Consider the following 20987-nt stretch of genomic DNA (forward strand, 5'->3'; position numbering starts at 1 on the left):
CCTTGCTTACTGCAATGTAATTAATCAACAGCCAAGTGAATCACTATATAGAAATATTTTTTATTCAGCAATGGAAATTAAAAATACTAAAAGAAGAATTTTTAGGTAGCAAACACAAGAATCCAGAATGAGCGCAAGCTAAGTCCAATAATTAAGATACCAACAAAAAGCATCAGGAGATGGGCTGGTAATATTCGTACCATATAAGCAGAAATTGGAGCTGCAATAGCACCACCCAAAATAAGACCAATAAGCATATCCCATTGTTTAATTTCGATGGTCAGAAAAAAGGCAGCTACAATACTGCTTGCGACTAAAAATTCGGCTAAATTCACCGAACCGATTGTGTAGCGCGGGGGCTCACCCTGTGCCAGCAAAGTTGAATTAACGATAGAACCCCATCCGCCACCACCGGCTGCATCCAAAAAACCCCCAATAAAACCAAGAGTAATTAAGCGCGGAATCTTTTTTGCTGGCTTCTCACGTTTCATTAAGGTATGAACCAGGTATGTGTAAATTTTTTCGGATAACTCTGTTTTACGAAATGATTTATATAAAACATAAACTCCCATTAGCAGTAAGTAACACATTACAAATGGTTTGATGATTTGCATAGGAGCAAAACTTAATAGTTGCGCGCCGGCAATACCACCAAGCATTCCAGGAATTACCAACCGACGAAAAAGGGTATGATCAACATTTTTAAACATCATATGGGAAAAACCAGAGATTGCTGTGGTGACAATTTCTGCTGCATGCACACTGGCGCTTGCTAACGGCGGAGCAACGCCAAAAGTAAGAAGTACGGTCATACTAATAAGACCGTACCCCATCCCTAAACCACCATCAATTAATTGCGCAAAGAAACCTACCATAGCAAAAATTAAATATTCACTCACGATCTATCCCCATTAATAAACGCATTGGGAATTGGAATCAAATGCCATATTTTTAGTTTCTGTTAAAAGAGCAATAGTCTCCACTGCCTCCTTTTTCGACTCTTCTTTGCAAAGACCAAGCAATGCCGTATAAAGCTTCTGTATTTCTGGAGCTCGAGTCCAACTTACCGTCGGACGCTTTTTGATTTCCATAATCACTTGGGCAAGTTTGAAAATACAAGCTGTGTTATTATCACCAGGCTCATGTAGAATAGCTTTAATTCCCTCAAAACCTGTAGGTGCATAGGAGGAAATAAAAGGAAGTCTCCACGTTTTATTGCGTAGAAATTGTTGTTCGCCACACAGTATTCCGAGTCCTCCAAGGATCTTTTGACGCTGCTCCTCAGTTAATCGAAGACTTGCAAATACACAGGTTGAGAAACCAGGCGTTACTAGCTCCTGGAGTTTTCCTATACGTCCCACCTCGTTATTAGTGGCCAAGATGTCACTATTGCGTAGGGCTTGTTCATGTGATTTTTTGCGTATGGCTTCAGCAATATCTGCTGGCCAGTAATTTTCAGGAGTTTTAATGCCATCAGCACCGGGCGCATTTTGCCCTGCGAGTTCATCACCATGCCCGGACACAACAAGTGTTGCAACAATATCAACAAAGTCTTTTCGGTCTTCGCCTATATCCTGCATACTAGGCCAGCGTCCTTTTTTATCACGGTAGAGTAACATTGCAAGCGTATGAACAGTTTCTATGTCTTTGCGATCTTTACCGCTGACACAAGAGCCTGCACATTTACCTTTGGCCAGTATAAACAGTAGATTTTCAAGAGAGGCTAAAAATAATTCCCGTCCATAAAAATCAAAAAAAGTTGCGGTTCCGTATGAGGAATTTAATACAGCGTGGTATTCGTTAGCCACACTCTGTAGGTCGATTAAATTGGTCAGATAGTTGCCCAATTCTCCCTGGTCAGCACAATTTTTTCGTAACAGTAAATGCTGACTGAGTAACTGTTGCCAACCATTAAATGACTTTAATAATTGATAGTTTTCGCTAAACAAGCTGACTAAATTCTTTTTAACCTGCTCGCTTTTGAGATCCAATTCTACAGGGGTATAAGAATTTGCCTTATCACCTTGTTTATACTCTACTTCTGTAAAAGCTTGCTCAATGATTTGTTTAATATTCTTTAAGTCCCAAGAGCCTTCTAGCTGCGGGATTTTATTAATTAAAAGAATAACCTGAGACATATTATAAACTGCCATGCATCCTGGATCATTAGACTGTGTATAGTAAACATACTTTGCTATATTCAATGGATGATTTGTGGTTAGAATAATGCGATTGGATTCTTTTTGAAAATTGCTTACCGTTTCTTGCAGTTGCCTATTTAAATAAGCATCAGGGATATGGTTCTCCAGTAATGGTACAGGACTCACTAGAGTTTGTTCCAACAGAGCTTGTTCTGTTTCGGCAAACTTGGCGATTAATGCTAAATTACGCGAGGCATGCAATTTTTTAACTTGCTCAGGCAATTTAATAACATCACGAGAAGCCAAATGACTAGAACGTATTCGAGAGGCATATTTTTGAACGACTTTCCCCTCTGCAGTTAGTGCAAAACAGTTGCTTTCACACAAATTTGCCGCCAGGGGAATGCGACGAAGGCGACTTGGTGCGAATGAAATCGCATCTTTCAGTTGTTCGCAACTATCTACAACTTGTTTAAGAAAAAGTTGTTCATAGTTTTCTAAAACGATAAACCAATAAGGTAGTTTTCTTAAAGCTTCCAGATCCTGGAATCTAAAATTGTCTTTTTTTGCAGAGCTTGTTTTGCTTTTTGCCCAAGATTGAATTTGTTTATTGAAAGCACTTAATTGCGTAGTAATTTCAAGTACTGATAGCTTGGATTCACAGAATAATCTTAGCAATTGCTGATCTTGTCTGCCTAAACTGGCAAACCAGCCAGGAAGTTTATTATTCGCTATCGAATTCAAATCACTCGCGAGCGTTAGATTATGTTGTGTTTGAATATCATCCCATTTCTGCATAAATTGATTAATAGCAAATTTAAGTTTCGTTAGTGTTGCTTCGTTTGATTCCACCACCAGGTATTCAGGGATGCAGGAATGCAAATACATTTGCATAAAGGGAGGTAGGCCACGAAACCAGGCTGGCGTAGTACGTAACGTCCCTTGTTTAACTGCATTAAATTCTTGAAAAGTTTCTTGGGAATAAGGTGTTAATTGCTTCTCCCACCGTAAGATATATTCAATTGAATCATTCAGTTTATAAGGTATCAAAGTCGCTAAATCAGCTCGACCTTCTTTCATAATGACATATTGTTCTGCTTTATTTAAAAGTTCAGTAGCCAGCTTGAATTTATCACCTGAGCCTACCTCATAAGGGTAATAATCGTAAAGTGCATTCACCAACAGGCTTGTGTACTTGGCAAGAATTATCTGATAGCTCTCAATCGATTCACTATCAGGAAGGGTGTGTAATGCTTTACACCAGGAAAGATAGGCTTTCAGCTCTTCATTTTTTTCATGGAACTCAGGAATTGACTCTAAAATAAATAAAAATGTGTTGTGTAAACTATCGATTCGTCGCTGATAACTGCGCTTTAAATCAGGAGTTTTTGGATAATATTCCAGATCAAAATCACCAATATTTTCCTTTATATTTTGTGCAAATTTCAAAGGTAGTTTTAATTTTTTATCAAAAATGCCACTGGTCTCTTCCTTTGGTCCACCTTCTAATCCAGGAAATTTCGTGCCTTCGGCTAGGCGCAATATTGTTTTTTTTCCCATGATCCATTTTTCCTTGCCTGCGTTGATTCTTTATTATTAAATAAATCCTCGTACTTAACAATTTGTTCTAAAGTATTTTAGCAAGATATTCAATGTTGTTTCATGCTACACTGTGTTTTCTTTAGGATTAAGGATAAAAGGGAATGAAAACAAAAACAGGAGACTTTACTGGTTCTTCTGATGCAGGGATCAATGAAGCAATCCAAAATGCACTATCAAAAGCTGGTCAGCATACCAGAATTAAAATTATTGAAACACGCAGTTCTCAAATTGGTGAAGATAAACGTTATTATCAGGTGTTAATAAGCACCTTCGCTGACTAATTACATCCTAAAAGGAGTTTGAGATGAGTTATACTGTGCCTCATTACATTGGAGGTAAAGACTATACTGCCACATCGTCCAATGCGCATACAATTTACAATCCGGCGTTAGGGGAAGCCATTGGGCAAGTCTATTTTGCTGATAAAGCAACTTGCGATAAAGCTGTGGCTACGGCAAAAGCAGCTTGGCCTACCTGGGCAGAAACAACGGCATTAAAAAGAGCCCGTATTTTATTTAAATTTAGAGAGCTGCTTGAGAAGTACCAGCTTGATTTAGCTCGTCTTGTTACCCGTGAACATGGAAAAACTCTGGAAGATGCAAAGGGCTCTGTCGCTCGTGCAATAGAAGTGGTCGAGTTTCATTGTGGTTTGGTTACTCAATTACAAGGTGATTTTTCGGCGGATGTTTCCAATCATATTGATTGCCATACATTGCGGCAACCGCTGGGGGTTTGTGCAGGGGTCTCTCCCTTTAACTTTCCAGTGATGGTGCCTGTATGGATGATGATTCCTGCCATTGCTTGCGGTAATACGTTTATCTTGAAGCCTTCCGAACAAGACCCATCTGCTCCAATCCGTTTATTAGAACTTTTAACAGAAGCAGGATTACCCGATGGAGTTGCTAATTGCGTGCAAGGTGACAAGTCTGTTGTGGACTATTTATTAGCGCATCCTGATATTAAAGCGTTTACTGCCGTAGCTTCAACCCCAGTAGCTGAAGCTATCTATACTAAAGCAACTGCACACGGTAAGCGTGCACACACTTTTGGTGGAGCAAAGAATCATTGTGTAGTTATGCCTGATGCTGATTTGGATCAAGCGGCGAATGCTATTGTTGGGGCTGCTTATGGTTCTGCCGGTGAGCGTTGCATGGCCATCTCGGCGGTGGTTGCTGTAGGTGATCATACTGCGGATAACTTGCTGGAAAAATTAAAACCGCTCATCCAGGGAATGCGCATTGATAACGGTGAAATGGATGGCACAGATATGGGGCCCTTAATTAGTAGCGCGCATAAGCAGAAGGTTTTGGCTGCTATTGATAAAGGTGTTTCTGAAGGGGCGCAATTAGTTATAGATGGTCGTAATTTCAAACATAAAACGCATCCTGAAGGTTACTTCGTTGGCCCTTCATTATTTGATCAAGTCAATGAGTCAATGTCGGTTTATGAAAATGAAATTTTTGGCCCCGTGCTTGTGATGCTGCGCGTTCGTGATTTTGATGAAGCTCTGGCGTTAATCAATAGCCATCAATATGGAAACGGTACAGCTATCTTTACGCGTGATGGTTATACCGCTCGTGAATTTAGCCAACGAGTACAAGTGGGCATGGTGGGCATCAATATCCCAATTCCTGTGCCAATAGCGAGTCATCCTTTCGGTGGATGGAAGCGCTCATCATTTGGTGATACCAATATGCATGGTAAAGAAAGTATTGAGTTTTATACTCGACGCAAAACAATTACCAGCAAATGGCCTGTTACTACCCTTGATAAAAGTGCATTCACAATGCCAGTTCATGAATAAGAACTGGCTTTTTGCCTTTCCCATTTTCAGGAGAAAAAAATGGCACGGATTGGTTTTATCGGCTTAGGTCATATGGGCTTGCCAATGGCTATTAATTTGTTAAAAGCAGGCCATGCAGTAACGGGTTTTGATCTTCAACAACAAGTTATGACTAGCTTAAAAGATGCTGGTGGCAGTATCACACATAAGTTACAGGAAGCTGCATTTAATCAGGAAATTATTATCACCATGTTGCAAACAGGGCAGCAGGTGCGTCAAGTTTGTTTAGGAAACGAAGGGTTGTTCGCTGTAGTTAAACCCAAAACTCTGCACATTGACTGTTCTTCAATTGATGTTGCAAGCAGCCGCGAGGTGCATCAACACGGTGCGCAAAGACAACTATTGACGGTTGACGCCCCTGTCTCAGGAGGTGTTGCAGGTGCTACCGCAGGGACATTAACATTTATGGTTGGTGGCCAGGAAGAAGCGTTTGCAAAAGCAAGACCCATATTAGAAGCAATGGGAAAAAAAATAATTCACACCGGTGCTGCTGGCAGTGGTCAGGCTGCAAAGATTTGTAACAATATGATTTTAGGCATCTCAATGATAGGCATTTCCGAAGCCTTTGTTCTAGCTGAGAACTTAGGCTTATCAGCGCAAAAATTATTTGAGGTAGTCACTAATTCGTCGGGACAGTGTTGGGCAATGAGTCAATATGCTCCGGTCCCTGGGGTATTACCACATACACCGGCAAACAATAACTACCAACCAGGATTTACTGCAGCAATGATGCTTAAGGATCTGAACTTAAGCCAAAATTCGGCTACGGCAATGGGACTCGAAACACCTGTAGCGGCGAAAGCAACGGCAATTTATCAGCAGTTTAATGACGCAGGTTTAGGGCATTTAGATTTTTCGGCCATTATCAAAGCAATTGCTAAAGAGCAGGTTACTCATGAATAGTTCTGGTCATAACAGGAAAACTATTGCTGATTTCTGGGATAACGTTGCCCGTAAATATGTAAGCTGGATGAATCCTTGGGATGATATATTACATGGAGACTTCACAACGGGTGATATTCAATGGTTTCGTGGTGGTAAATTGAATGTGAGTGCAAATTGCCTGGACAAGCATTTACCAGCAAAAGGGAAACATACGGCTTTAATCTGGGAAGGCGATAGAGGACAACACGGACAAAAACTGACATTTACCGACCTGCATCATGAAGTTTGCCGTATGGCTAATGTGCTTAAGTCATTAAAAGTCGCAAAGGGCGATCGAGTGGGTATCTACTTGCCAATGATTCCAGAAGCCGTGATTGCAATGCTGGCTTGTGCAAGAATTGGAGCTGTACATACTGTAGTATTTGCTGGTTTTTCGCCCCATGCTTTACATCAACGTCTTAAGGCTGCTTCCTGTAACTTATTGATTACCGCCGATGGGTATTATCGTGGTGGTAAGCATTTTGCTCTTAAAGAACAGGCGGATGAGGCAATTAAAGATCTCCCTATTAAGACATTGGTTATTAAATCAACGGGAGAACCGACCGCCTTTAATCCAAAAAACGATTGCTGGTGGCATGAGTTAAAAACTGAAGCGAGTGGACAATGTCCTCCTGAACCTATGGATGCTGAGGATCCCTTATTTATTTTATATACCTCAGGCAGTACAGGTAAACCTAAAGGAGTGGTTCATACCACTGGAGGCTATCTGACGCAGGTTGCCTATAGCCACCAACATATCTTTAATTGCACAGAGAAGGATATTTTCTGGTGTACAGCGGATATAGGCTGGATAACAGGACATAGCTATGTTGTTTATGGCCCTTTATGCAATGGTATTACATCTTTAATTTTTGCAGGCATTCCAACCTGGCCAACGCCAGCACGTTGTTGGGAGGTAGTAGATAAGCATCAGGTTAGTGTTTTTTATACAGCACCAACAGCTATTCGCGCATTAAAACGAGCGGGTGATCAATGGCTAGCAACGACAAAGCGTGATTCTTTACGGCTGTTGGGAACGGTTGGAGAACCAATTAACCCCGATGTTTGGCAATGGTATCGCGAAAAAGTGGGATTTAATCGTTTACCAATCGTCGATACATGGTGGCAGACAGAGACTGGCGCCATTATGATATGCCCTCAGCAAGATTTGAAACATGCAAAACCCGGTGCTGCCAGTGAACCTCTACCAGCTATCTTTCCCGTTTTATTAAATGAGCATAATGAAGAAATAAATGGGGCAGGAGAAGGACGGTTGGCAATTAAATACCCCTGGCCGGCTATTGCAAGAACTATTGCAGGCGATCATGAGCGTTACCGAGAAACTTATTTTGATCAGGGTTATTACATTACTGGGGATGGAGCTCGTCGCGACGATGAAGGCGACTACTGGATTACAGGGCGTATAGATGATGTTTTAAATGTCTCTGGTCACCGCTTGGGCACTGCTGAAATCGAAAGCGCCTTGGTGACACATTCCAAAGTAGCAGAGGCCGCGGTTGTAGGTATACCGCATGAAATTAAAGGGCAGGCTGTGTATGCTTTTGTCAGTTTGCAACATGACGAGCATCCTTCTGAGCAGCTTTATCAGGAGTTAATTGAAACTATAAAATCTGATATCGGTGCTATTGCCAAACCAGAGGCAATTTGTTGGGTAACTGATTTACCTAAAACCCGTTCGGGAAAGATAATGCGCAGAATTTTAAGACAAATTGCTTCTAAAAAGGTAAATGATCTTTCCGAACTAGGTGATTTATCAACCCTGGCTAATCCTCAGGTCGTTAAAGAGCTTTTGCAAGGAATGAATTCGAAGGGCTCATAAGGGAGAAATATCCCCTTTATGAGTTTAATTCTTCTTCAGGCCAGCAAAACCATTCGTTTAATTTTAAAATTAACTCCTCAATTCCTTCTTTTTTCAAGGATGAAAAAGATTGCACACTAATTAAGTCTGGCATGGCCTGGTAATATTTTCGAACCTTCTGAACAGTATTTTTAACCTCACTGCGACTTAGTTTATCGGCTTTCGTTAATAAGATATGAACTGGTAAATTTCGTGCTAAAGACCAATCAATCATTGTTTGATCTAATTCTTTAAGCGGATGGCGGCAGTCCATCAATAGAATCAAACCGCGTAGACACTGGCGAACCTCCAAATAATGAGCAAGATGTTGTTGCCAATCTTGTTTGATTTCCTGAGCAACTTTTGCGTATCCATAACCAGGCAAATCAACTAGACGACGTGAGTCGTCAAGTTGAAATAAATTAATGAGTTGAGTTCGTCCTGGTGTTTTACTGGTCCGAGCAAGTTGTTTAATATTAGTTAAACAATTTAGTGCACTCGATTTTCCTGCATTTGAGCGTCCGGCGAAAGCAACCTCGAAACCTTCATCGGTCGGTAATTGGTTTACTCGAGAAGCACTTTTTAAAAAACTTGCACGCGAATAAGGATTTATTAACATTATTTTCAATTTCATTTTGGGATTTTAACCAAGCAGTGTACCATTAAATGAGATAGAACCCTCGGAAAAAGAATGAAAAAAATTGTATTTGCTCTTATTGTGTTCTGCACCTTTACGAGCAATGCTGCAGAACAAACTACTCCAGCGCCGGCTAAGGCAACAGTGTGTGTCGCTTGTCATGGACAGCAGGGTGTTAGTCTAAATCCCGAATGGCCCAACATTGCTGGACAGCACGCAAGTTATATTTTGAAGCAGTTGCAGGATTACAAAAAAGGTACCACTCGTAACGCACCTGCTATGGTGGGCATTGTGGCAACTCTAAGTGAAGCGGATATGGCAGAGCTAGCTGCTTTTTATGCCAAGCAACCACTTCCAGAAGGAGTTACCCCGCAGAAATATTTAAAGCGTGGGGAGCAACTTTATCGTGGCGGTGACTTTGAGAAACATATTACTGCTTGTATTGCCTGTCACGGTCCGCGAGGGACAGGAAATGGTCAAGCAGGTTTTCCAGTCTTGTCTGGACAGCACGCACCCTATACCATACAGCAGTTACAGGCATTCAAAGATAAAAAACGTTCGAATGATTTAAATTCGATCATGAGAGATATCAGTGCTCGTATGAGTCATGAGGATATGGAAGCGGTTGCTTTTTATATGCAAGGTCTACATTAATTGTTTAATGAAAGAGAGATATAGAAAATGTTAAAGCGGTTATTATTGATTGTTTTATTATTGCCAAGCTTGGTGTTTGCAGATGAGTTTGTTGCTGGTAAAGACTACGAGCTTGTTATTGGACCCACTGTTAATGCAAATACCAATAAAGTGACTATTACGGAGTTTTTCAGCTATGGCTGTCCTTGGTGTTACCGACTTGAGCCAGCGCTGATGACCTGGTTAGAGCAACAAGGGGACAAAGTGCAATTTTCACGGGTTCCAGTAGTTTTCAATAAAGATTGGAAAGTGTATGCCAAAGCTTATTACACTGCTCATCTTTTAGGCTTGGAAACCAAAATTAATCCTGCATTATTTAAGGCTATTCAAACTGATAAGCGTAATTTAACAAATAACGAAGCTATGGTAGGTTTCTTCACAACAGAAGGGGCAGACAATGCAACTGTGAAGTCAGCATTTGAAAACTCCACTATGGTTGATTTGCAGATTGCTCAGGATGCTGCGTTAATGTCTCATTACCATGTCAATGGTGTACCTGCGGTGGTTGTGAATAATCACTACAAAACAGATTTACAAATGGCACAAAATCAAGAGCGCTTCTTTAAGATACTCAATTTTCTTGTCGATAAAGCCAAACAAGATAAAAAGGCTTAAGAACTTGTTTATTAGCCTATTGCCCGTTTTGAACTCCTTGCAGAACGGGCTGTTCAGGTAAATAAATTCGTTTTAGCGATATTTCAGAGATTAATCATTATAGTGTAAATCAGAGAAGCCTGGATTTTCTAAACTTAGAATTCCAGTGTTAAAATCGTAGGCAAAAATTTCCGCGTATCGCCCCCAATCAATCATAGTTCGTAGAACGCGTTCAGCTTCTTTTTCGCTTAAATAATCTTCAAGCTTACTTAAAAACCGTTCTTCTGAAACACGATGCCCTATTTTTTCGTCCAATACTCGACGAATATAACGAGCAAGAGGGACTTTCTCGAGTAAGCATCTTGCGAAAACTTGTTTACGAGCTTGCAGATCTGCTTCAGAGTATTGTTTACCTAACTCACTAAGCTGAATATCTCCATCAGAAACTTTAGCTAGTCCTAAAATCTCTAAGGTTTCAAGAATAGGGAACAAATCATCAATGTTCATCATAAGTTCATCAGCTAATTCTGGTAAGTCGATTCGCTCTTCAAATGATTTCATTGTTTCAATTAAGCCCGATAATTCTGAAGGTTCAACATCAGGCAAGCGGTAGCCTAAGCCTATCTGACGCTCCCGTTGTGCGCGTTTGGCTTTTTCTTTGGGTCCTGTTGTCATTAGTTTATATATTTTATCCACTAAATCACGGAACTCAGGGGTTTCTTGATTGCGTGGCTGTGGAAGAGTTACTTGTAATTCGGCTCGGATATAACCAGGATCACTACCGAAAATAACAATACGATCAGCAAGTGTTGCTGCTTCTTCAATATTATGGGTAACTAATAATATGCCATTGGTATTGGTTTTCTTCTCTTTCCAAAGTTCCAATAAATCTGACTTTAAATTTTCCGCCGTTAACACATCAAGTGCAGAAAAGGGTTCATCCATTAATAATACGTCGGGGTTAATCACCAAAGCACGGGCAAAACCTACACGTTGACGCATTCCCCCAGACAATTCTTTAGGAAACGCTGATTCAAAGCCATCAAGACCAATAGTATCAATCGCCTCAATGGCTCTATGTCGACGCTCTTCGCGACTAACACCTTGTGCTTCCAGACCTAGCTCTACATTTTCCAATACGGTGAGCCAGGGCATTAATGCAAAGGATTGAAAAACCATTGCAATACCAGGTACAGGTCCTGTCACGGGCTGACCACGATAAGAAATTTTGCCAGAGCTGGGGGGCACTAAACCTGCGATAATCCGTAAGAGGGTCGATTTTCCGGACCCTGACTTACCCAGCATGGCAACAATCTCACCTTCCTTTAATTGAAAATTAACATCTTCAAGTACCAATAAATCCTGATCGGATGCTTTTTTGAAGGATTTACGGCAGTTTTCGATAGCAATTATTGTTTCTGACATAGATGCCTCAATTGAAGTGAAAGCGTTCTTCCGCCAAGCGGTACAGAGGACGCCAAATTAAATGATTAAATGCCAGTACATAGGTACACATCATAGCAGTACCTAATGCTATTTTAGAAAAATCACCAGCGATGGTGCTGGCTTGAATGTATTCACCCAAACCGGTTGCTTTTAATGTGGTATTTCCCCAACTAACCCACTCAGCCACAATACTGGCATTCCATGCGCCTCCAGCGGCTGTAATGGCTCCCGTAATATAGAAAGGAAAAATGCCGGGCAATGCTAAACGTTTCCACCATTGCCAACCTTTAACACCAAAATTGTCAGCGGCTAGATAAAGATCTCGGGGAATATTTGATGCACCCGCGATGACATTAAATAAAATGTACCATTGAGTACCTAAAATCATCAGTGGAGTTACCCAAATTTCCACGCTTAAATTAAAGCGAACAATAGCAATCACAAATAAAGGATAAAACAAATTTGCTGGAAATGCTGCGGCAAATTGAACCACGGGTTGTATTTTTTGTGCGATTCGAGGCCGTAAACCAATCCAGACTCCCACAGGAACCCAAATAAGGGAGCTAACAATAATCAAAACAATAACGCGGGTACCTGTCGCGGCTCCTAAAAGAAACACATGAAAAATTTCACTGACTGCAAGTTGAGCGAGAATAAAATTTAACAATAACCAACCGCCACTTAAAATGGCAATTAATACTACTGTATTCCAAATCCAATCCATATGTCTTTGATGGCGGTAATCAATTTCTTTAATAACTTTTGGTTTTCTTCGACTAAACAAAGGAGCGTTCACAAAACGATCTTTGATCGCTGCAAATCGGTTACTGAAGCGTTTTATCAAACGACTGCTGCGAATTAGGTCAATTAACCAGGATTGATATTCTTCTTCATCCGGTGATTGCTCCATTTTAAATTTTTCTGACCAGGCTATAAGAGGTCTGAAAAGAATTTGATCATAGAGAAAAATCACGATAACCATGGTGAGAATGGCATAGCCAACAGCATGCAAATCGTGTCGCTCAATAGCTAATGCAATGTAAGAACCAACCCCCGGTAAGCGAATATCCTGATGTGAAACGGCAATGGCTTCGGATAACACGACAAAAAACCAACTGGCAGACATCGACATCATCATATTCCACAATAAACCGGACATGGAAAAAGGAACTTCAACTTTCCAGAAACGTTGCCAGGCAGAGAGTTGAAACATCGCTGCTGCCTCTTTCAAATCCTCAGGCAGTGTTTTCAACGACTGATAAAAACCAAAGGTAATATTCCACACTTGAGCGGTGAAAATTGCAAAGATTGAAGCACATTCAGGACCTAACAAACTACCTGGGAATAAGTGAATAAAACCCGTTACGGTAATTGATAAAAAACTCAAAACTGGTACAGATTGCAAAATATCAATAGCCGGAATAATAATTTGCTCTGCCCGTCGATGTTTTGCGGCTAACGCGCCAACTATAAAGGTGAACAATATAGAGAGACTAAGGGCAATAAACATCCGTAATACGGTGCGTAACGCATAAAAAGGTAACTTCGCAGGCTCTAAAGAAATAGGTAAAGGTTCGCCCAATTGATAAGGACTGGCCATTTGTTTGCCGGCCCAGCCGAGAAAAAAAACAACAGAAAAGATAAGAATTAGTAACAACAGATCCCAGCGATTGATGTAACGGCTGACATTTTCACGATTAGCAAAGTAAAAACGACTGTTGCGCACTAGGCTTCTCCCCTTTTTTGTTTTTATTAACTGATTGAAAAACTATACGCAGTCATTGCGTATAAAGGGCGGGGGATTATTAAAGCACCCTGTTTGAGTAGTAAGACCCCAAACCGTATAAAATAACATAAATACGGCGTTATCGGTATAACAATCACGCATGTTTATCCGGCGAGGACGCATCTTAAAATAAATTTTTGAAAAAGGTGTGAACTTTTTGATAATTTTCGTGTCTAAATAGTGAGCATCAAAAATGCTCTTACTTCGCATTTCCCTCTTTATGCGAAGTAATTGTCCATACTTAAGGTATGGTAACAATTTCCCCGGTGTTATCACCGGGGTTTTTTTATCTGTTAAAGCTGTTTAGAATGAAGATTTAGGGGATTTTGATGCGTAAGATCAGACTGTATTTCCTGTTCACGTTGTTTATATCGCTGCCAGGGTTTGCGGCACCTGATAACACTCAGCTTGCTGTGTGGGCCAATGAAGCTATTATTGCAACATATACATTTGACTATAAGAATTTTTTACCTCGTCAAAAAGAAATTGCCAAATATTTTACAGCTGCTGGATGGACTGCGTATAGCACAGCATTGAACACCTCTAAACTTCCTGATACTGTGAAAAAAAATTATTACGTAGTGAGTGCTGTAGCTACTTTGCCTCCCACCATCAGGACGGTCAATGCAACACAATGGGAAGCCACCATGCCTATCCTTGTTCTGTATAAGAATCCCCAATATCAACAAAAACAAGACTTGCTGGTTACGATTAATTTTATTCAAGCTCCCTCTGGGCAGGGTGTGCGTGGATTAGCAATAGCTAGTTTGCAATCAAAGGTGACCCAACCTCCGTGTGTATGTCAGCCGCAAACAGAGGAAGATGCTACAACAAACGGTAAGCCACAATGACAAGGTGAAAAAGAATTAACGCTGTCAGTAAGATAATGATTAACGTTAATTTACGCGGCATAGTGATATCAAGCACGGCCTCCTGCGGATTATAAGGATTGTAATAGATATCAATATCGACATCTTTTTCATAGGCCAGGGCTGCACGATAAGCCACTTCTCTTGCATATTTGCTGTTTAAATTAATATGCATTGTTTCTGGAAAAAGACGTTCGCCTTGAAAATCTTGATCCAGAACTCGATAGGAATACTCAATTTTTGGCCACAAACGGTAACCTTCCTGGGTCCATAGGAATTGAGTAATTCTGCCCTTAGTCAAAAACCAGCTTTGGATTTTTAGAAAATTTTTTCTGTCTTGCCAAAAATGCAAGAGTAAGGCTAAAAGGAATGCAAGCCACAGCAAATCAAGTAGCCAACGCCATGTTATCCAATGAGTCACCAGATGTTCCTATTAGTGATTTATCTATCCTAGAGAAAGATTCTCTAAGGACCTATATTTACTCCAGATGTGGAGGTTCCTTTGGTGAAGCGATTAATCGTAACGTCAGTTAATTTAAGCTTGTGATTTACAGACTGACGAATTCCCCAGGCACTTGCATGACCAATCCGGGCATCAGCAGTAATGTTAAAGGTCGTGTTACTAATGCTGCCTGTGTGTAAAGTAGAGCTATTGTTGTTTATACCCATAGCTCGAATCAAAGTCGGGGCTGGTTCGTCTGAAATTCCTCGAATAGTAAATAAGGATAAATTTGAAATCTGAAAGGTACTGGTATCATTTACTACCAGGCCTTGAGCAGTCATTATAGGCACGAGATTGGAAGTCGCTGTAACTGCTATAGTTTCCACTGTGCCATTAATCATTTTCAGCTCACTGCGACCATTTAATTCTATACCTGTCGCGACAACAGGGAGCAAACCCACTTGAGCATTGATTGCTCGTGTTAAAATAGCGCCCCCATGGATATTAAGATTTGCATTATTTGCGCGGATAGTAGTGACTGTCCTTGAATTGTTGCTTCGAGCAAAAACAGTTGAATTGACGAGGCTTACAATGGGTCGTGCACCATTAATACTAAGAATATCGATCCCCAAATTATAAGTACTTCTAACACCTATGCTCACATTACGAAGGGTTGCATTGCCTTTTATTATTTCACCGACAGACTGTGCTGCCTGGTTAGGTACAAGATTTTTTGGTGTTACAGAGGTTATTGTGCTATCAAGGAAAATATTACTCACATTATTAAAACCATCTAAATCAAGACCGCCAATTAAACTTGGTTTTTCATTACCGACGGCCTCTTTAACAAAATCGCTGGTTCGCCCGTCAATATTTTGTCCTCTACGCAGACTAAGACGCTCATTACCTGTGGGATCGAGTAAATAAACACCCGTAGATAAATTCAATGTGCTATTAGGAGCGAGGTTATTAATTGTGTCGACTTCAAATTGTGTTAATTGCGCACTTGTACAGGGGTGCTCTGCCGTACAGTTGGCTAAGCCTTTGGCCGCATCAAAAGTTTCTCCGCCCGGTTTAAAGAACCACAGTCTGTCTTTTTCAACAAGATTAGCTCCTGTATCTATCCAGGCACGTTGGGTAGGAATACTTGTACCTCTATCTAACGTTCCCAAATTACGACGGATAGGGTCTAGCATGTGTCCTTCCTGAGGATTGATGGCCCCGAAACGTAAACGCACGGTGAGCATGAAGGTATTGTTTTGCAAATTGTCGTAGGAATCTTGCGCTAACACACTGACTCGTTCATTGAAAGGATATTCAAGGGTACCAATAACACCACGCATGTTATTCATGTCTTGGAAATTGAAATAGTAACCACCAACAGCCACTCTAAGATTATTCAAGGGTTGCACACGATAACCCACTTCTGCATCGCAACCACGACCTGCCGTTTCAGTATCTACAAAAATATGGTCAAATTGGCGGTGTCCTGCAAAACTGACAAAGTTATAATTACCAAGAGTGTCGGCCCAGGCACTGTTGAGGGTTTTACTACGGTCACCTACAGGGAAATAACCGTTCAAATGCGCATCCCATTGCGCATTCATAGCCTCAATACCTGGATTTAATGACCAAAAATGCTGGCTGTTTGCAGATTCACTGCGGTCGGCAAACAAATAGCTGCCAATAATAGTTCGACCAAATGTTTGACGAAAACCACCCGCCAAGCCACCAAACCAACTCTCATCACGGTAATATTTTCCTTGTAAGTCACCATACACTATTCCTCGTTCACTACCTAACAACGGCAACATTAAATCCCCTCGGGTTCCGGCGGTTGTCCCGGCGGTACCATCACCTAATAAACGCGCCGGAAGTGGAAAAGCGTCGCTTGCGGTCAAACCAGGGAAGCTTAGAAAAAGTGAGGTTAGTACAAAGAAGGTGCGAGAGTATGAGAAAACCATCAAATTCTTATTCTTAGGACCATTAGATAAAAACTATCTATTAGGACACTAATTAAGTCAATAATTATCAAGGATAAATTTGAATCTTAAGGGCGATGTCTTATCTCAAGTTCGCGCTGTCGCTCCACCACATCAGCTACATTTCCCAGCATTTCAGCCAAGAGATCAGTAATGTCATCCAGAGTGATGATACCGACAAGAGTATTTTCGCTATCAACTACTGGCAGACGACGAATCGCTTTTTCACGCATGAGATAAAGCGCGTCGAACATGCTGTCATTTTCGTGTATGACAAGTAGAGAGCGGGTGACGATATCAGATGCAGCAAGATCTTTAGGAATTAAACCTGGGACCATCACTTCAACGACAAGGTCGCGATCGGAAATTATGCCGACAGGTATTCTTTTGCCGTGTCTTTCTTCTACAAGAACAATATCGCCGACATGTTTCGAACGCATAAGTTCCGCCGCAACTTTTACAGATTCATCGCTTGGCATCATGACAACTTCGCGATTACAAAATTCACCAACGCGCATAAACCCCTCCTATCATAGCAGTAGAGTTTCCAACGCTTATGCGCCAATTTCCTGGCTTTAGCGATGAGTTAAACTCTCAATATACACCGTGCTGGCAACAGGTTCCCCCGCTCCTTCAACTTCGGCAAAACGGACTTTATCGCCCACTTCAAGCTTTTCAAAATCATAGTCAATTACGCTTTGACTATTAAAACGTACATGCCGCCCATCTGGTGTTTCAATATACCCGTAATCCGCTGGGGGACATACTTCAAGAATATGCCCATAAAGGGGCATCTCATGATGCTTCACATGACCTCGTCTTTGCTCAACATAATCCTTTAACTGTCGTGTAATCGCATGAAAGGCGTCACGAATAGCTACAAAGACATCTTCGTGGGCATGATGCTCTGAAGGTTCTCGGCTCACAACAAGTTCGGCTTCTGGGACTGTTAAATCAATTCGTACGTGGTAGAGTTTACCTTTGGAATGATGACGATGTGGTGATTCAATGACAATACGACAGCTCATTATTCTGTCATAATAACGCTCAAGTTTATTGGCTAGTGCACGGGCTCTGTCTTCAGCAGCAGATGAATGGTCCATATTGCGAAATATCACTTGAATAGGAAGCTTCATTTCCTACCTCCTTGTGGAATTGCTGAATTAAGCGCCTTTCTGATCTATAGCCAAAAAATTATACACTTTCAATTGAATGAATGTAACTTTATGTTTTTTTTAATAATTTTACCACCCAAGCCTGGGGCCATAATTTGAGGAAAATTAGTCAAGGCTGGGTTATGATGATAGTAAATTGACGCAATCACTTGTCAATTAGCGATAGTAAAATAGAGCAAATCATGAAAAAGCAAGTAATGATCCTGGGTGGCTATGGAAATTTCGGCAAGCGTATAGCTCAGTCTCTATGTAAAGAGGGTATTGCTATCATTATTGCGGGCCGTAATCTATCTAAAGCCGAGCAATTTTCTTTTGAATTGCAACAACAATTTCCGCATGTGCCTATTACTGCCCTGGCAGTTGACGCTGAACAAAATATTGAAACAACTTTAAAAAAGTATCAACCAATCGTCGTCATTAATACTTGCGGTCCTTTTCAAATGGCGGATTATCACATCGCTACCAATTGTATTGATTGTGGGATTCATTACTTGGACCTTGCTGATGGGCGTGATTTTGTTTGTGGTATCAGTGGCTTAAATGACAAGGCAAAAGCTAAGGGTGTTTTGGTTGTAAGTGGAGCAAGTAGCGTTCCTGGTTTATCCTCGGCAGTATTGCAAGAGTTTCATCATGAGTTTAGTTGTATTGATTCTTTACAGTATGGTATTGCAACAGTACAAAAATTTTCCCGAGGATTTGCTACAGCTAAGGCCATATTGACTTATTTAGGGAAACCATGTCGTGCTCCCTTGGGTGAGACAGAATCGTTTTATGGTTGGCAAGGCTTGCATCGGATCCGTTACCCTGACATGGGAAAACGGTGGATGTGCTTTTGTGATGTTCCTGATCTTGATCTATTACCACAGCATTTTGGGATTAAAAAAATTCGCTTTTCAGCAGGAATGGAGAGTAATTTGTTGCATTGGGGAATGTGGGTAGTGGCATGGTTAGTACGGTTAGGGTTGCCGGTATCCTTACCTAAACATACACAGTTGTTAATTAATGTTGGTCATTGTTTCGATTGGCAGAGTAGCAATGATAGCGGTATGCATATGTTTATGAAGGGACAAAATTTGCAAGGAGAACCATTAGAAATTAAATGGTTTATATTAGCGAAAGAGGCTGCTGGACCGCACATCCCCACAATTCCTGCTATTGTTCTTGCGAAACAATTAATTCAGGGGGCGCTGACATCAACGGGTGCATTACCTTGTGTGGGATTGGTAAGTTTAAAGGATTACCTCGCTGAGATATCCGATTTGCCAATTACGACACAAATTCGGAGAAATAATGTTTTATCTATGGCTTAAATTAATTCACATCGTAAGCTCAACCTTGCTTTTCGGTACGGGCTTAGGTTCGGCATTTTACATGTTTATGGGAAATCGCAAGCGTGATAATTTATTATATTTGCAACGGATAACTCGAAATGTGGTGATTGCAGATTTTGTCTTTACCACACCTGCGGTAATTATTCAGCCCTTAACCGGCTTGGCAATGATCTATATAGCTGGTTATTCATTGACAAGTTTTTGGATTATGGCTTCCCTTCTTTTGTATGCTCTGGTGGGGGGGTGCTGGATTCCGGTTGTCTTTATCCAAATGAAATTAGAAAAAATAATTCGCTTGGCTATTGTTGAAAAACAAGATTTACCCGCTGCGTATTATAGTCTTTATCGAATTTGGTTCATCTTGGGATGGCCTGCATTCATAGGGGTGTTGTTAATTTTTTATTTAATGGTGATAAAAAGCGCTTAAAAATTACAAATCTCTCCTTTAAAATATTCATAAAATGATGATTTCCTGGGCGGCATGACTAATTTGCGGTCTTTTTATCAATATTTCGTTCACTTTGTGATAAAATAAGGACATTTTTTAGATTGTGGTTGAGTAAAGCATGGGGCGTTTTTTTGGGGCGAAGACAATTCAGGTTCGCAATGCAATAACTACCAGGTTCTTTATTGAGAAGCAAATCGAAAAGCGCGTTTCGCCTGAGACGGCGCTGCAACAATTGAAAGAATTTTACCCTCATAAAAGGGATGCCTTTACAACTACGTCCTATGATAGTTTAATAAATCAGGTAAGTTTGTATTTTAAAAAGGAATTTTTTGAAAATAATATTGATTCTTTCGTATTAATTTATCTGCTCAATACAGAGTCACTATCCGATAGTTTTGCGCAGTTTACCCCAAAAGATTTAAGGAACTTGAAAGAAGCACTCATTATTTTAATGATTCAATCTTATGAGGAGTATGTTTCTCGGGCAACAGGTGAAGCACATGGAAAGTATGTTCCTGCTAAATACCACCAGACAGTTGATAGATTTGAGCGTTTTGTCAATCGAAGCAAGGTACTGATAGATTCTGCGAGAACGGTATCTGGAGTTATTATCAGTTTGGCCATTGCTGCTAATTTCGCTTGTCTTTATCCAGAGATTACTGATTTCGCTCTTTCCAGTCTTCAGGCGCTTACGACTAAACTTCATACTTCATTAACGTTAAAATCAGCGAATTACATTCCCAATTCATTAGGGCCAGCATTTAAATTTGAGCAAATGCGCGAGTTTTGTATTAAGAAACTAGGGGATTATTTAAAAGAGCGTGCCGTGTACACTGAAAAAGAGCGTTCTGGAAATTATCTGTGCCAGACTTATCTGCCTATCAATAGGGGTTTTTTTTATAATACTCGTTTGCAGATTGCGCGAATAGAATTGGCTAGTCATTTATTAAATAAGTTGCAATTTATGATTGATGTTGGACAAGATATTGATAGCCCTCAGCAGTTATTACAGATTTTACAAAATGCGCAGAAAGAGAACGAGCGTCTTTATCGTTTTTATGGAAGGGTAGTTGATAAACAAGGAGAGTTGGCCAAGATTTTAGAGGATTTGTGTCAGAACTTAAATGATGCTTACGATTGGAAAGATAGCAATCAAGGAGTGTATAACCCGGTGTAATCGCTATTTGCGCTATTTATGATATTTATTTATACAATT

The 20987-nt window shown here is 40.6% G+C and carries 19 protein-coding genes; 10 read left to right on the forward strand and 9 right to left on the reverse strand.

The window, feature by feature from the left end; translation table 11 throughout:
• Positions 1-101: 101 nt before the first annotated feature.
• Positions 102-899: a sulfite exporter TauE/SafE family protein gene (locus LHA_RS01240; RefSeq protein ID WP_052673549.1), complete on the reverse strand. Its 798-nt coding sequence runs from the start codon at positions 897-899 to the stop codon at positions 102-104.
• A 12-nt stretch (positions 900-911) separates the two neighbouring features.
• On the reverse strand, positions 912-3701 hold the full coding sequence (gene sidP / locus LHA_RS01245; RefSeq protein WP_045104930.1) for a Dot/Icm T4SS effector PI-3-phosphatase SidP: 2790 nt from the start codon (positions 3699-3701) through the stop codon (positions 912-914).
• Positions 3702-3844: 143 nt separating this feature from the next.
• On the opposite strand from sidP, the gene LHA_RS01250 reads away from it, so the two are divergent.
• Genes LHA_RS01250 through acs form a run of 4 tightly spaced genes read left to right on the forward strand, consistent with a single transcriptional unit; the run spans position 3845 to position 8350 of the window.
• A complete protein-coding gene (locus LHA_RS01250; protein ID WP_045104931.1) occupies positions 3845-4024 on the forward strand; it encodes a hypothetical protein in 180 nt (59 codons plus the stop codon).
• A gap of 23 nt (positions 4025-4047) precedes the next feature.
• A complete protein-coding gene (locus LHA_RS01255) occupies positions 4048-5547 on the forward strand; it encodes a CoA-acylating methylmalonate-semialdehyde dehydrogenase (protein WP_045104932.1) in 1500 nt (499 codons plus the stop codon).
• 39 nt (positions 5548-5586) lie between these two features.
• Positions 5587-6489 (forward strand): 3-hydroxyisobutyrate dehydrogenase, encoded by a 903-nt coding sequence (gene mmsB / locus LHA_RS01260; protein WP_045104933.1) that lies wholly within the window; start codon positions 5587-5589, stop codon positions 6487-6489.
• Complete coding sequence (gene acs, locus LHA_RS01265; RefSeq protein ID WP_045104934.1) at positions 6482-8350, forward strand: acetate--CoA ligase; 1869 nt, start codon at positions 6482-6484, stop codon at positions 8348-8350. The genes mmsB and acs overlap by 8 nt, the downstream gene beginning before the upstream one ends.
• Positions 8351-8366: 16 nt before the next feature.
• Here the strand turns inward: acs and yihA are convergent, their stop codons facing one another.
• A complete protein-coding gene (gene yihA, locus LHA_RS01270) occupies positions 8367-8987 on the reverse strand; it encodes a ribosome biogenesis GTP-binding protein YihA/YsxC (RefSeq protein ID WP_045104935.1) in 621 nt (206 codons plus the stop codon).
• Between the two features lie 72 nt (positions 8988-9059).
• Between yihA and LHA_RS01275 the strand changes: the two genes are divergently transcribed.
• Positions 9060-9659, forward strand: coding sequence for a c-type cytochrome (locus LHA_RS01275; RefSeq protein ID WP_045104936.1), 600 nt, complete (start codon positions 9060-9062; stop codon positions 9657-9659).
• Between the two features lie 27 nt (positions 9660-9686).
• Positions 9687-10313 (forward strand): thiol:disulfide interchange protein DsbA/DsbL, encoded by a 627-nt coding sequence (locus LHA_RS01280; RefSeq protein ID WP_045104937.1) that lies wholly within the window; start codon positions 9687-9689, stop codon positions 10311-10313.
• 90 nt (positions 10314-10403) lie between these two features.
• On the opposite strand, the gene LHA_RS01285 is transcribed toward LHA_RS01280, so the two are convergent.
• Together LHA_RS01285 and LHA_RS01290 are read right to left on the reverse strand one after the other, a co-directional pair.
• Positions 10404-11717, reverse strand: a complete 1314-nt coding sequence (locus tag LHA_RS01285) for an ABC transporter ATP-binding protein (RefSeq protein ID WP_045104938.1) — start codon at positions 11715-11717, stop codon at positions 10404-10406.
• 7 nt (positions 11718-11724) lie between these two features.
• Positions 11725-13464, reverse strand: a complete 1740-nt coding sequence (locus LHA_RS01290; RefSeq protein WP_045104939.1) for an ABC transporter permease — start codon at positions 13462-13464, stop codon at positions 11725-11727.
• Between the two features lie 389 nt (positions 13465-13853).
• Here LHA_RS01290 and LHA_RS01295 point away from each other — a divergent pair, with 389 nt between their 5' ends.
• Positions 13854-14375, forward strand: a complete 522-nt coding sequence (locus LHA_RS01295) for a DotI/IcmL family type IV secretion protein (protein WP_045104940.1) — start codon at positions 13854-13856, stop codon at positions 14373-14375.
• Here the strand turns inward: LHA_RS01295 and LHA_RS01300 are convergent.
• From LHA_RS01300 to LHA_RS01315, 4 genes are all read right to left on the reverse strand, one after another.
• Positions 14350-14814: a DUF3592 domain-containing protein gene (locus LHA_RS01300; protein ID WP_045104941.1), complete on the reverse strand. Its 465-nt coding sequence runs from the start codon at positions 14812-14814 to the stop codon at positions 14350-14352. The genes LHA_RS01295 and LHA_RS01300 overlap by 26 nt on opposite strands.
• A gap of 44 nt (positions 14815-14858) precedes the next feature.
• A complete protein-coding gene (locus LHA_RS01305; protein WP_147292378.1) occupies positions 14859-16736 on the reverse strand; it encodes a hypothetical protein in 1878 nt (625 codons plus the stop codon).
• A gap of 149 nt (positions 16737-16885) precedes the next feature.
• Positions 16886-17335: a CBS domain-containing protein gene (locus LHA_RS01310; RefSeq protein WP_045104943.1), complete on the reverse strand. Its 450-nt coding sequence runs from the start codon at positions 17333-17335 to the stop codon at positions 16886-16888.
• Positions 17336-17392: 57 nt separating this feature from the next.
• Positions 17393-17953 (reverse strand): HPF/RaiA family ribosome-associated protein, encoded by a 561-nt coding sequence (locus LHA_RS01315; RefSeq protein WP_045104944.1) that lies wholly within the window; start codon positions 17951-17953, stop codon positions 17393-17395.
• Positions 17954-18141: 188 nt separating this feature from the next.
• Between LHA_RS01315 and LHA_RS01320 the strand changes: the two genes are divergently transcribed.
• The 3 genes from LHA_RS01320 (at position 18142) to LHA_RS01330 (ending at position 20948) form a co-directional block, all read left to right on the forward strand.
• Positions 18142-19302: a saccharopine dehydrogenase family protein gene (locus tag LHA_RS01320; RefSeq protein ID WP_256597199.1), complete on the forward strand. Its 1161-nt coding sequence runs from the start codon at positions 18142-18144 to the stop codon at positions 19300-19302.
• A complete protein-coding gene (locus LHA_RS01325) occupies positions 19283-19750 on the forward strand; it encodes a DUF2269 family protein (RefSeq protein WP_045104946.1) in 468 nt (155 codons plus the stop codon). The genes LHA_RS01320 and LHA_RS01325 overlap by 20 nt, the downstream gene beginning before the upstream one ends.
• A gap of 139 nt (positions 19751-19889) precedes the next feature.
• Positions 19890-20948 carry a hypothetical protein gene (locus tag LHA_RS01330; RefSeq protein WP_045104947.1) on the forward strand — a complete coding sequence of 353 codons (1059 nt, stop codon included), beginning with the start codon at positions 19890-19892 and terminating at the stop codon, positions 20946-20948.
• Positions 20949-20987 lie beyond the last annotated feature (39 nt).

Origin of the sequence: Legionella hackeliae (assembly GCF_000953655.1) — a bacterium.
GTDB lineage: Bacteria > Pseudomonadota > Gammaproteobacteria > Legionellales > Legionellaceae > Tatlockia > Tatlockia hackeliae.

Coding starts and splice junctions, on each gene's coding strand:
- LHA_RS01250 (WP_045104931.1), top strand. CDS start 3,845: ATGAAAACAAAAACAGGAGACTTTACTGGTTCTTCTGATGCAGGGATC.
- LHA_RS01275 (WP_045104936.1), top strand. CDS start 9,060: ATGAAAAAAATTGTATTTGCTCTTATTGTGTTCTGCACCTTTACGAGC.
- LHA_RS01315 (WP_045104944.1), bottom strand. CDS start 17,953: ATGAAGCTTCCTATTCAAGTGATATTTCGCAATATGGACCATTCATCT.
- LHA_RS01285 (WP_045104938.1), bottom strand. CDS start 11,717: ATGTCAGAAACAATAATTGCTATCGAAAACTGCCGTAAATCCTTCAAA.
- LHA_RS01325 (WP_045104946.1), top strand. CDS start 19,283: ATGTTTTATCTATGGCTTAAATTAATTCACATCGTAAGCTCAACCTTG.
- LHA_RS01310 (WP_045104943.1), bottom strand. CDS start 17,335: ATGCGCGTTGGTGAATTTTGTAATCGCGAAGTTGTCATGATGCCAAGC.
- LHA_RS01295 (WP_045104940.1), top strand. CDS start 13,854: ATGCGTAAGATCAGACTGTATTTCCTGTTCACGTTGTTTATATCGCTG.
- sidP (WP_045104930.1), bottom strand. CDS start 3,701: ATGGGAAAAAAAACAATATTGCGCCTAGCCGAAGGCACGAAATTTCCT.
- LHA_RS01330 (WP_045104947.1), top strand. CDS start 19,890: ATGGGGCGTTTTTTTGGGGCGAAGACAATTCAGGTTCGCAATGCAATA.
- acs (WP_045104934.1), top strand. CDS start 6,482: ATGAATAGTTCTGGTCATAACAGGAAAACTATTGCTGATTTCTGGGAT.
- LHA_RS01280 (WP_045104937.1), top strand. CDS start 9,687: ATGTTAAAGCGGTTATTATTGATTGTTTTATTATTGCCAAGCTTGGTG.
- mmsB (WP_045104933.1), top strand. CDS start 5,587: ATGGCACGGATTGGTTTTATCGGCTTAGGTCATATGGGCTTGCCAATG.
- yihA (WP_045104935.1), bottom strand. CDS start 8,987: ATGTTAATAAATCCTTATTCGCGTGCAAGTTTTTTAAAAAGTGCTTCT.
- LHA_RS01255 (WP_045104932.1), top strand. CDS start 4,048: ATGAGTTATACTGTGCCTCATTACATTGGAGGTAAAGACTATACTGCC.